Raw genomic sequence first — 10,657 nt, 5'->3', positions numbered from 1 at the left:
GTTCTGGCGAAGGTGTGTGGGGGGTGTGGGGGCGGTGCCTTCGGTGGGTGGCGTCCGTGGTCATCCGGGCCGCCTGCTCCGGGCGTTCGCCTCGGCGACGAGGGCGCTCAGGAGTTCGGCCGGGGTGAGCGAGCGGAGGTGGCCGGGGTCGGCGTCCCATTCGAGGCCGCCGGCGAGCGGGCGGAGCTGGACGTACGGGCCCACGTGGCCCATGACACGTCCGACGCGGTTGCGGTCGCTGTCGTGGACGGCCTCGCCGAGGGTGGGGATCCCGTCGACGTCTCCTGTCACCCGGCGATCCCTTTCGTGATCACATCCGCGAGCATGAGGGCGACCGGGGCCGAGCACACGCCGAGGTGGATGAGCGCGTACCGCGCTTCGGCCTTGCGGTCGTCCGCCCAGGGCGTGCGGATGTCCATCGCGGGGAGCTGGATGCCGGCCCGGGAGAGGGCGACGGCGAGGGCGTCGCGGGCGGCCAGGGCTTCCTCGGTCTGGGGGGTGTGGGGAGCGTTCGGTGCGGTGGTCATGTGGAGCCTCTGCATTCTCGTCGGTGTGGTTCCGCTGATCGCATGCCGTGGCTGCGCTGCCTGGATTACGCTGCGTAGTCCGGTCGTTACGAGAATGCGGCCGGACGTGGGCGACCGGTGTGTGGGCGGGGTGGTGGTTCCCGGTCGCCGGGAGGTGGTTCCACAGGTTCCACATCGATCAGGCGCACGTCCCGGAGGGAGCAGCGGTATGCCGCAACGACGCGTCATCACCGGCCGCAGTCAGGAACCTCGTCAGCGGTTCGCCGAGGAGCTGCGGACTCTGCGGGCCGGGAGCGGGACCAGTCTGCGGGCCCTCGGCGAACGGCTCGGCTGGGACTGGTCGTTGTTCGGAAAGATGGAGAAGGGCGAGACGCTCGGGAGCCCGGAGGTCGTCCAGGCACTCGACACGCACTACGGGACGCCGGGTTTGCTGCTGGCGTTGTGGGAGCTGGCAGCCGGGGACCACACGCAGTTCAAGGAGCGGTACCGGCGGTACATGACGCTGGAGGCGGAGGCGGTCAGTCTGTGGCACTTCGCGGTGAGCGTGCTGCCGGGGTTGTTGCAGACGCCGGGGTACGCGCGGGAGGTGCTGGCGGCGGGTGGGCTCAAGGGGAAGGAGCTTGAGCAGCAGGTCGAGGCGCGGATGGGGCGACGGGAGTTGTTGGAGGGGGAGGACGCGCCGCCGTTCCGCACGATCCTGTCGGAGGCGGTGCTGCGCACGCCACTGCGAGATGTGGGGGAGTGGCGGGGGCAGCTGGAGTATCTGAGGGCTGCAGCGGAGCGAACCAACGTGACGGTTCACGTGCTGTTGCAGAGCGCGGGGCCGCACGGCCTCATGAGCGCAGATATGTGGTACTTGCTCCTTCCGGAGGGCAGGACCGTCGCGTATACCGAGAACGGATACAGGGGCGAACTCATCGAGGAATCCAGCTCGGTTGTGCGTTTGCAGAACACGTACGATGCGGTGCGTGACTTGGCGCTCACTCCGGCTGAGTCGCGCAAGTTCATCCTGCGGATGTTGGAGGAAGCACCGTGCGATCCAGCGACCTGACTGCCGCCTCCTGGCGCAAGAGCAGCCACAGCAACCAGGACGGTGGCGCCTGCCTGGAGGTCTCCGACGACTTCGCCACCGCCGTCCCGGTACGGGACAGCAAGCTTCGGGACGGGCCGGTGCTCGTGTTCCCTGCCGACAGGTGGACCTCTTTCGTTTCGGCGATCAGAGGCGGGCAGCTGGGCGGCTGATCAAGCAAGCCACTCTCAGGCACCGGCGGTCCGGGCCCTGACCAGGAGCGTGCCCAGCCTGCCTACCTCGGGCGCTTCGAGTACTGACGCTTGGATGTCGGTGAAGCCATGGCGCTTGAGCAGGTCGGCCCACACCTCGGGCGTGTACTGCCAACGAACTACCGTGAGTTCGCGCTCACGCTGTTCAAGCCACTTACCGCCCATCGGTTGCGGGCCATGGGAGCCCGGGATGGGCTCGGCCTGGCTGAACGCGAAGGTGCCGCCCGGAGCAAGGCGCTTGGCCACCAGCGGGAACACCTGCTCGGGGTCGGTGAACCAGACGGCACCCCACACCGAGTAGATGGCGTCGAACAGTTCGGCGTCCGAGGCGAGATATTCGCAGATGTCCGCGTGGACGAACGTGAGCCCTCGTACGCCATCCCACCAAGTGCGGGCGCGCTCCACCTGGACGAGGGAGAGATCGACGCCGGTTACTTCCACGCCTTGCCGAGCCAGATACGCGGCTTCCTTGCCCTCCGCGGGGCCCAGGTCCAGAGCGCGGCGTGGCTCACCGAGCAGTTCGGCACCAGGGCCGTGGCCGGGGTACTGGGGCCATTCGAAGCGGTCCACCACAGGGGCGGGCTGGGTGCCTTCTCCGCGGTGCGGGAATGTGTGGTCACCTCCGTGGTGGAGAAGCGTCTGGGCGCTCTGCCTGTCGCTGCCGAGTTTCTGCGCCGGCTTGATGTGGCCGGGACCGTCGACCGGCTGTGCCCGGGCCGCGACATCGCCCACCTCACGCATGGCCAGGTCATCGAGGCGCTGGTGGCCAACCGGCTGACCGCGCCGACCCCCTTGTGGCGGGTGGATCGCTGGGCCGGGGAGTGGGCGATGGAGGAAGTCTTCGGGATCGAGCCGGAGTTGCTCAACGACGACCGTCTGGGACGGGCCCTGGATGCTATCGCCCCGCACCTGACCGAGATCGCCGACAGCATCGCGGCTCGGGCGATCGGCAAGTTCGGCATCGACGTGTCCACGTTCCACTGGGACATGACATCCATGTCGCTGTACGGCGCCTACCCGGCCGAGGACCAGGACGAGGAGTATCCCCGCATCAAGCACGGCCATCCCAAAGACCGCCGCTACGACCTCAAACAGATTCAGGTCGGCCTCGCGGTGACCGGTGACGGCGGTATCCCGCTGCTGTCCCGGGTCATCGACGGCGGAGCCGCGGAGATCTCCCAGATCACCGGCACGATGAACAGTTTGCGCGCGATGGCCGGGCCGAAGGAGTTCTTGCTGATCGCCGACTCCAAGCTGATCTCCTATGGCAACGTCACCTCCCTGATCAAGGCCGGGACCGATTTCATCGCCCCGGCCCCCGCTTCCAAGGTCGACGACGCGGTCTACGCCGCCCTCGACCTCGAGGCGGCCACGGTCGTGGACTACATCCCCGCCCGCGACGAGGACACTCCCGCCGCAGAGCGCGAGACCTACCGGGTCCTGGAAGACACCCACCTGCTGGCCGGGGCCCGCAGAAGCGATCCCCCGCTGGAGGTGCGCCGGATCCTGGTGCACTCCACCGGCAACGCCGAAGGCCAGCGACGGGCCCGCGACAAACGCCTGGCCAAAGCCCGCGAGGACCTCGACAAGCTCCAGCACTCGGCCGGCGGCCGCTACTACAACACCGCCGAGAAGATCGCCGCACGCATCGGCGTGATCGCCAAGACCCGCCGGGTCTCCAGCTGCCTGCACACCGAGATCACCACCGCCGAAGGCGGACGGATCGCCCTGACCTGGCACTTCGATGAGGACTTACTGCGGGCCGAGGCCGCCGTTGACGGCTGGTACGCGCTGCTGACCACCCTCACCCCCGAACAGGCCGATCCCAGCGACGTACTACGCCGCCACAAAGGCCAGGGCGCGGTCGAGCGCAGATACAGCGACTTCAAGGGCCCCCTGGCCGTCACCCCCGTCTTCGTGCAGGACAACAAACGCGTCGCCGCGCTGATCACCGTGATCTGCCTGGCCCTACTGCTGTTCTGCCTGATCGAACGCCAGGTCCGCCGGGCCCTCGGAGGCGACCAGAAAATGCAAGGCATCTATCCCGGCAACAAGAAAGTACGACCCACCGGCAGGATGATCCTCTACCACCTGTCCGACCTGCGACTACGGGTCGGCAGCGCCACAGACCCACCCCTCATCGCCATCACCCGCGGCATCCAGCTCCACCTGCTCGACCTCCTCGGTCTGGAACCCACACACCCCCGCTGGCCAGAGACCTGAACGAACCCGCGGAGCAAGGAGCCAACTTCCCCTCAACCACCGGTGAGCCGGCGTCAGCGCCAACACCACCAGGGCCGCTCGTGCCGGCATTGGGCCCAGTGCCGAGCGGGGTGGCGGGGCGTCGTCTCAGGTGGGGAGTGGGCGCGCCTCGACGATCTGTTTCATGACGATGGTGGAGGTCAGTTTCTGTACACCTGGCAGCCTGGTCAGTTGCCCTTCGTAGAGCTTCCGGTAGTCGGCGAGGTCAACGGCCACGACGTGCAGGAGGCAATCGGGATCGCCGAAAAGGCGTTGTGCCTGCAGAACGTTGGGAATTGCGGCGACGGCCTCGTCGAAGGCCGCCAGCGTCGACTGATCCTCCCGCTGCAGCGTCACGAAGACCAGCGCTTCGAAGCCGAGTCCCATCGCCTCCGGATCCAGCACTGCCTTGTATCCGCGAATCACGCCTGCGCGCTCGAGCTCGCGCAGCCGCCGCTGGCAACGCGAGATGCTCAGCCGGACCTTCTCCGACAGTTCCGTGATCGTCTGGCGACCGTCCTTCTGTAGCTCCGCAAGAATTTCCCGATCCACCCGGTCAATGGGCAACTCTCTCCCCAATCCGTCTGGCTGCTAGCAAAGGTGGCAAAAATATAGCGGTCGATCCCGCCTAGCCTTGTCTTAGAGAGTTAGCGCGGTCGACTGCTTCTTCAGGGGCGAAGTGTGCGCCGCGCCGCGACACATTTCTCAGTCCTGAGTGGCGGTCCGATGGCCGCGGCCATCGCTCACCCCTGACCGCCCCACGCCAATCGGAGGAACCAGTACTGATGTCCGTAGTCAACGAGATCGACGTAAAGGCTCTGCAGGAGACCATCGACGCCGTTCGGGCCACTCCCAAGCTCGGCCAGGTCACCTTCGCTGTCGACGGTACGTGGCAGGGCGGTTTCCGGATCAAGGCGCAGACCGGCGCCCTGACGCAGGGCGGTGAGCGCGACGAGCAGCGTGTGGCGAAGTACACGATGACCAGCGACGAGCCGACCGCGCTGCTGGGCACCGACACCGCGGTCTCGCCCGCGGAGTACGTTCTGCAGGCGCTGGCAGGCTGCTACACCGTCACACTCACCGCCAACGCCGCCTCGCGCGGCATCGAGCTCAAGAGCTTCCGGCTGGAGCTCGAAGGCGACATCGACCTGCGCGGGTTCCTCGGTATCGACACCGCAATCCGTCCGGGCGTTCAGCAGCTGCGCGTTCGCGTCCACATCGAGGCCCCTGATGCCACCCGCGAGCAGCTCGAAGAGCTGATCTCCCTCGTCGAGAGCCGTTCGCCCATCCGCGACACCCTCGTTAACCCGGTCGACGTCGTCACCACGCTTGTCTGAGCACGCGACGGCCCGGACGCCCGAACTGTAAAGGACAGTCGCGGCGCACGACCCGCTGCCCGCATCCGCCCGAAAGCGGCATCGGACGGCGGGTCAGCCACGTGCGCTGGTGTCTTCCAGGGTGGGCATCCGCAGGAGGAGCCTGGAGACCCCGCACGGCGGTATCCGGGCTCAGGCGCGCCTGTTTCCCTCAATTGCGCATGGACTCATCGCTGAGATGCCAATGGGCTGAGAGACGCGCGGAACCGAATGCCCAGGCCCGCTTCTCGCCCCGCCTGGATGGGACCCCCTCCTGGGGCATCGGGAGGGGGTCAGTGAGACCAAGAGTGGCCGAAGACGGATCGCATGGGCCGGCCTCTGAGACGCGGCACGGCTCTGCGGCGGTGCACAGGACGGGCGGTTACCTACGCAGTCCTGCTGAGCGGACCGCAGAGGCTACCCATCACGTCCCTTTCGAGTCGACGAGCTCACAGTACGGAGGCCATCCTGCGGACCCCTTCGGCGAGGATTTCCGGGGAGGTGGCCAGGTTCATACGGACAAACCCCGCTCCGCCCGGCCCGAAGGCCATCCCGGAGTTGAGAGCGATCCGGCCTCGTTCCAGGAAGACGGCCGCCGGGTCGTTGCCAAGGGCCAGTTTCCGGCAGTCCAGCCAGGTCAGGTAGGTGGCCTGGCCTGGGCGGCAGCGCACGGCGGGCAGGTGGGTGGACAGTAGATCGCCGAGCAGATGACGGTTTTCGTCCAGTCCGGCCAGCAGGCTATCGAGCCAGGCACCGCCCTCCCGTAGGGCCGCGGTGTGGGCGATGACGCCGAGGTGGCTGGGGCCGTGACTGACTTCCTCGGGGAGGCGGGCCAGGTCGTCGGCGGCCTCGGGGCCAGCGATGGCGAGGGCGGCTTTGAGACCGGCCAGGTTCCATGCCTTGGAGGCGGACATCACCGACAGGCTGTTCTCCGCGCCCGGCACGCTCAGGTAAGGAACGAAGGAGGTGCCGGCAGCCACGATGGGAGCGTGGATCTCGTCCGCCACGACGCGCACGGCGTACCTGCGCGCAAGCTCGGCAACATCGGTCAGTTCAGTGGCGGTGTGTACGGTGCCGGTCGGATTGTGCGGACTGCACAGCAGATACACCGGCCGCCCGCCGCGACCGGTGGCTTTCTGGAATGCGACCTCCAGGGTGGTCAGGTCGATCCGCCCTTCCTCGGTCAGCGGCGCCTCGACAACCGGCCGGCCGTCGTTGCGGATGAACTGATAGAAGGGCGGATATACAGGGCAGTTGACCACGACGGGGTCCCCGTGGCCGGAGACCAACTTGAGTATCTCGACGATGCCCAGCATCACGTCAGGGACGATCGCCGTCCGCTCAACAGCCAGGTCGTCCCAGTCCCAACGTTGCGCGGCGAAGTCCGCGAATGCCTCGGCATAGGCGGTTCCGGCCGGATACCCGGTATCTCCGCGCTCCACCGCACTGTGGATGGCTCGTGCTACGGGCTCGGCGACCGGCACGTCCATCTCCGCCACCCACAGTGGCAATACGTCGTCCTGGTAGGTCGTCCACTTCATACTCGTGCGCTGCCGCAGCTGCTCCAGAGACAGCTGCCGCAGTGGGTTCACGCTGCGAGTTCCAGTGAGGTCCTTCAATGAGTCATCCATGAAGCGAAAATAGACCGCATGTCGCGCGCATTGTTTGCCTTTCTTGTGCTATCCGCCTTCGGAGCGGCAAGGAGTCACCCATTGTGGAGCGCGATTCAGCAAGGAAGTTGCGCCTGCCGGTTGCGACTCTTGCTCTGGGTCTCCCGCTCAACGCAGTGATCCTGCCGAGCATGGGCTGTCTCGATGCCGCCGTCCTCCAGTCGCGAGCCCAGGGTCACGTCACAAGGACGGCTCAGGTCGTCGCGGACGCGGCGCAGGACGCCGCACGCATCGGCGTGACGGGCCCGCGACAAACCCGGCGCAGAAACTCGGCAGCGACAGGCAGAGCGCCCAGACGCTTCTCCACCACGGAGGTGACCACACATTCCATGCGCGGGCGCACCGTCCGCAGCCGCGGGGACCGGGAAGACTTCGTCACACCCGGTCAACACGACCAGCCCAGGACCGGACACGGCCAGGCAGCGACTCCACCCGACTCAGCCACCCGCGAAGTACGGAGCTAGCTCGCGGCGACTCCGCAGTACCCGGCTCTGGCCGTCGCTCTCGCCGCGTCCGGGTCGAGGAGGCGACGGTGCCGGCGACTTGCCGGCGGACCTCGGACGGGGGACCGAGGCTGACCACCAGCGCACCGACGCCGACGGCCGGACCGCTCCCGAAGGAGCGGCCCGGCCGTTTTATGCGGGGTGCGCGGGTGCGCGGGGATCAGACCAGGTCGAAGCGGTCCAGGTTGGAGACCTTGACCCAGGCGTCGACGAAGTCCTTGACGAACTTCTCCTTCGCGTCGTCGCTGGCGTAGACCTCCGCCAGGGCGCGCAGCTCGGAGTTCGAGCCGAAGACGAGGTCGGCGCGGGTGCCGGCCCACTTGACCTCGCCGGTGGCGGCGTCGCGGCCCTCGAAGGTCGTCTGGTCCTGCGAGGTCGACGTCCACGTCGTGCCCAGGTCGAGCAGGTTGACGAAGAAGTCGTTGGTCAGCGAGCCGGGCGTGGTGGTGAGGACGCCGAGCTGCGACTGCTGGTGGTTGGCGCCCAGGACACGCAGGCCGCCGACGAGGACGGTCATCTCGGGCGCGCTCAGGGTCAGCAGGTTGGCCTTGTCGAGCAGCAGGAACTCGGCCGGCAGGCGGTTGCCCTTGCCGAGGTAGTTGCGGAACCCGTCGGCGGTCGGCTCCAGCGCGGCGAAGGACTCCGCGTCGGTCTGCTCCTCGGTCGCGTCCACCCGGCCCGGAGTGAACGGGACCTCGACCTCGAAGCCGCCTTCCTTGGCGGCCCGCTCGACCGCGGCGGCACCGGCCAGCACGATCAGGTCGGCCAGCGAGACCTGCTTGCCGTCGGTGCGGCCCGAGTTGAAGGACTGCTGGATGCCTTCCAGGGTGCGCAGCACGAGCGCGAGCTGGTCGGGGTCGTTGGCCTCCCAGCCGCGCTGCGGCTCGAGACGGATACGGCCGCCGTTGGCACCGCCGCGCTTGTCACTGCCGCGGTACGTCGAGGCCGACGCCCAGGCGACGGACACCAGCTGGGACACCGTGAGGTCCGAGGCGAGGACCTGCTCCTTGAGCGCGGCGATGTCGGCGGCGTCGATCAGGTCGTACGTCCGTGCCGGCAGCGGGTCCTGCCACAGCAGGGTCTCCGCCGGGACCTCCGGGCCGAGGTACAGGGACTTCGGGCCCAGGTCGCGGTGGGTCAGCTTGTACCAGGCGCGGGCGAAGGCGTCCGCGAACTGGTCGGGGTTCTCGTAGAAGCGACGCGAGATCTCCGCGTAGACCGGGTCGAAGCGCAGCGCCAGGTCGGTGGTGAGCATCGTCGGGAGGTGCTTCTTCGACGAGTCGTGCGCGTCGGGGACGATCGCCTCGGCGTTCTTCGCCACCCACTGCTTGGCGCCGGCCGGGGACTCGGTCAGCTCGTACTCGTACTCGAACAGGTTCTTGAAGAACCCGTTGCTCCACTGCGTCGGCGTGGCGGTCCAGGTGACCTCCAGGCCGGACGTGATGGTGTCGCCGCCCTTGCCGGTGCCGTAGGTGCTCTTCCAGCCGAGGCCCTGCTCGGCGAGGGAGGCGGCCTCGGGGTCGTCGCCGACGTGGTCGGCCGGGCCGGCGCCGTGGGTCTTGCCGAAGGTGTGGCCGCCGGCGATCAGCGCGACGGTCTCCTCGTCGTTCATCGCCATCCGGCGGAACGTCTCACGGATGTCGCGGGCCGAGGCCAGCGGGTCCGGGTTGCCGTTCGGGCCCTCGGGGTTGACGTAGATGAGGCCCATCTGGACGGCGCCGAGCGGGTTCTCCAGCTCGCGGTCGCCGGTGTAGCGCCGGTCGTCGAGCCAGGTGGTCTCGGGGCCCCAGTACACGTCCTCCTCGGGCTCCCAGACGTCCTCGCGGCCGCCGCCGAAGCCGAAGGTCTCGAAGCCCATCTGCTCCAGGGCGACGTTGCCGGTGAGGACCATCAGGTCGGCCCAGGAGAGGCTCTGGCCGTACTTCTTCTTGACCGGCCACAGCAGACGGCGGGCCTTGTCCAGGTTGGCGTTGTCCGGCCAGCTGTTGAGCGGGGCGAAGCGCTGCTGACCGGCACCGGCGCCGCCGCGGCCGTCGCTGATGCGGTAGGTGCCGGCGCTGTGCCAGGCCATGCGCACCATCAGCGGGCCGTAGTTGCCGAAGTCGGCCGGCCACCAGTCCTGCGAGGTCGTCAGTACCTCGGCGATGTCCTGCTTCACGGCCGCGAGGTCGAGGTTCTTGAACGCCTCGGCGTAGTCGAACTCCTCACCGAGCGGGTTGGCCACGGCCGGGTTCTTGGCAAGGATCTTGACGTTCAGGCGCTCCGGCCACCACTGGCGGTTTCCGCCGCCCTGGGTCGGGTGCAGGGCGCGCCCGTGCGCGACCGGGCAGCCGCCCGCCTCTTCCGCCTTCGGTTCCGTGACGATCGCGTCATGGTTCTCGGTCATTGGGGGAATCCTTCCGAACTACGGGGATCACGGTGCTGAGGTACTGCGTGGATCAAGTGGTCACAGGGGTTACAAGGGTTACGAGGCTTGCACGGGTCACAGAGGCCGACACAGGTCACAGGTGGCCATCGGGGCTGCTGGAGCAGGCGGGGCACAGGCCCCAGTAGATGACCTCGGCCTCGTCGACGGAGAAGCCGCGGTTGTCAGAGGCGGTCAGGCAGGGGGCGTGGCCGACCGCGCAGTCCACGTCGGCGACCGTGCCGCAGGAGCGGCACACGAGGTGGTGGTGGTTGTCGCCGACGCGTCCCTCGTACCGGGCGGGGCTGCCGGGCGGCTCGATACGACGCAGGAGGCCGGCCGCGGTGAGCGCGTGGAGCGCCTCGTACACGGCCTGCAACGATATGTGGCCGACCCGGCCGCGCACACCGGCGGCGATCGCCTCGACGCCGAGGTGGTCGCCGTCGCGGACGGTGTCGAGCAGCGCGACACGAGCGGCCGTCACCCGCAGGCCGACGCCGCGCAGCTCCTCCGCCGTGGACGGACTTCCGGGTGCGGTCATGAACCCAACCTACCCCGATAAACACGAACGGTTCAAGAAATGGAATCAATCCAAGTCTGTGTCGCGTCGGGTTGGCCGGAAGATTTCCTTCCGGGAGGCGGGAAGGGCGGGGGGAGAGGCAGGGCAAGTGGGATG

At 68.1% G+C, this 10,657-nt stretch carries 11 protein-coding genes; 4 read left to right on the top strand and 7 right to left on the bottom strand.

Features of this window, described 5'->3' with window-relative positions; genetic code table 11:
* Positions 1–60 precede the first annotated feature (60 nt).
* Both P1P75_RS35040 and P1P75_RS35035 read right to left on the bottom strand, forming a co-directional pair.
* Positions 61–291: a hypothetical protein gene (locus P1P75_RS35040; protein WP_319263121.1), complete on the bottom strand. Its 231-nt coding sequence runs from the start codon at positions 289–291 to the stop codon at positions 61–63.
* The gene (locus P1P75_RS35035) at positions 288–527 is read right to left on the bottom strand and encodes a hypothetical protein (protein ID WP_319263117.1); all 240 of its coding nucleotides are present in this window, start codon (positions 525–527) and stop codon (positions 288–290) included. The genes P1P75_RS35040 and P1P75_RS35035 overlap by 4 nt, the downstream gene beginning before the upstream one ends.
* Before the next feature lie 208 nt (positions 528–735).
* On the opposite strand from P1P75_RS35035, the gene P1P75_RS35030 reads away from it, so the two are divergent.
* Together P1P75_RS35030 and P1P75_RS35025 are read left to right on the top strand one after the other, a co-directional pair.
* Positions 736–1,578, top strand: a complete 843-nt coding sequence (locus tag P1P75_RS35030) for a helix-turn-helix transcriptional regulator (protein WP_319263115.1) — start codon at positions 736–738, stop codon at positions 1,576–1,578.
* Positions 1,560–1,769, top strand: a complete 210-nt coding sequence (locus tag P1P75_RS35025) for a DUF397 domain-containing protein (RefSeq protein ID WP_319263113.1) — start codon at positions 1,560–1,562, stop codon at positions 1,767–1,769. The genes P1P75_RS35030 and P1P75_RS35025 overlap by 19 nt, the downstream gene beginning before the upstream one ends.
* Positions 1,770–1,784: 15 nt before the next feature.
* Here the strand turns inward: P1P75_RS35025 and P1P75_RS35020 are convergent, their stop codons facing one another.
* Complete coding sequence (locus tag P1P75_RS35020; RefSeq protein WP_319263111.1) at positions 1,785–2,381, bottom strand: class I SAM-dependent methyltransferase; 597 nt, start codon at positions 2,379–2,381, stop codon at positions 1,785–1,787.
* 51 nt (positions 2,382–2,432) lie between these two features.
* Here P1P75_RS35020 and P1P75_RS35015 point away from each other — a divergent pair, with 51 nt between their 5' ends.
* The gene (locus P1P75_RS35015) at positions 2,433–4,031 is read left to right on the top strand and encodes an IS1634 family transposase (RefSeq protein WP_319263108.1); all 1,599 of its coding nucleotides are present in this window, start codon (positions 2,433–2,435) and stop codon (positions 4,029–4,031) included.
* 126 nt (positions 4,032–4,157) lie between these two features.
* On the opposite strand, the gene P1P75_RS35010 is transcribed toward P1P75_RS35015, so the two are convergent.
* Positions 4,158–4,610: an Lrp/AsnC family transcriptional regulator gene (locus P1P75_RS35010; protein ID WP_319263119.1), complete on the bottom strand. Its 453-nt coding sequence runs from the start codon at positions 4,608–4,610 to the stop codon at positions 4,158–4,160.
* A 224-nt stretch (positions 4,611–4,834) separates the two neighbouring features.
* On the opposite strand from P1P75_RS35010, the gene P1P75_RS35005 reads away from it, so the two are divergent.
* Positions 4,835–5,386: an OsmC family protein gene (locus P1P75_RS35005; RefSeq protein WP_319263106.1), complete on the top strand. Its 552-nt coding sequence runs from the start codon at positions 4,835–4,837 to the stop codon at positions 5,384–5,386.
* Positions 5,387–5,853: 467 nt separating this feature from the next.
* On the opposite strand, the gene P1P75_RS35000 is transcribed toward P1P75_RS35005, so the two are convergent.
* From P1P75_RS35000 to P1P75_RS34990, 3 genes are all read right to left on the bottom strand, one after another.
* Positions 5,854–7,035, bottom strand: a complete 1,182-nt coding sequence (locus P1P75_RS35000) for a MalY/PatB family protein (RefSeq protein WP_319263104.1) — start codon at positions 7,033–7,035, stop codon at positions 5,854–5,856.
* A 702-nt stretch (positions 7,036–7,737) separates the two neighbouring features.
* Complete coding sequence (gene katG, locus P1P75_RS34995) at positions 7,738–9,963, bottom strand: catalase/peroxidase HPI (RefSeq protein WP_319263102.1); 2,226 nt, start codon at positions 9,961–9,963, stop codon at positions 7,738–7,740.
* A 115-nt stretch (positions 9,964–10,078) separates the two neighbouring features.
* Complete coding sequence (locus P1P75_RS34990) at positions 10,079–10,522, bottom strand: Fur family transcriptional regulator (protein WP_319263100.1); 444 nt, start codon at positions 10,520–10,522, stop codon at positions 10,079–10,081.
* Positions 10,523–10,657 lie beyond the last annotated feature (135 nt).

This window comes from Streptomyces sp. ID05-39B, from assembly GCF_033794725.1.
GTDB lineage: Bacteria > Actinomycetota > Actinomycetes > Streptomycetales > Streptomycetaceae > Streptomyces > Streptomyces bobili.
Note: the sequence above shows the minus strand (reverse complement) of the source record. Positions and strands in the feature narration are given on the sequence as shown.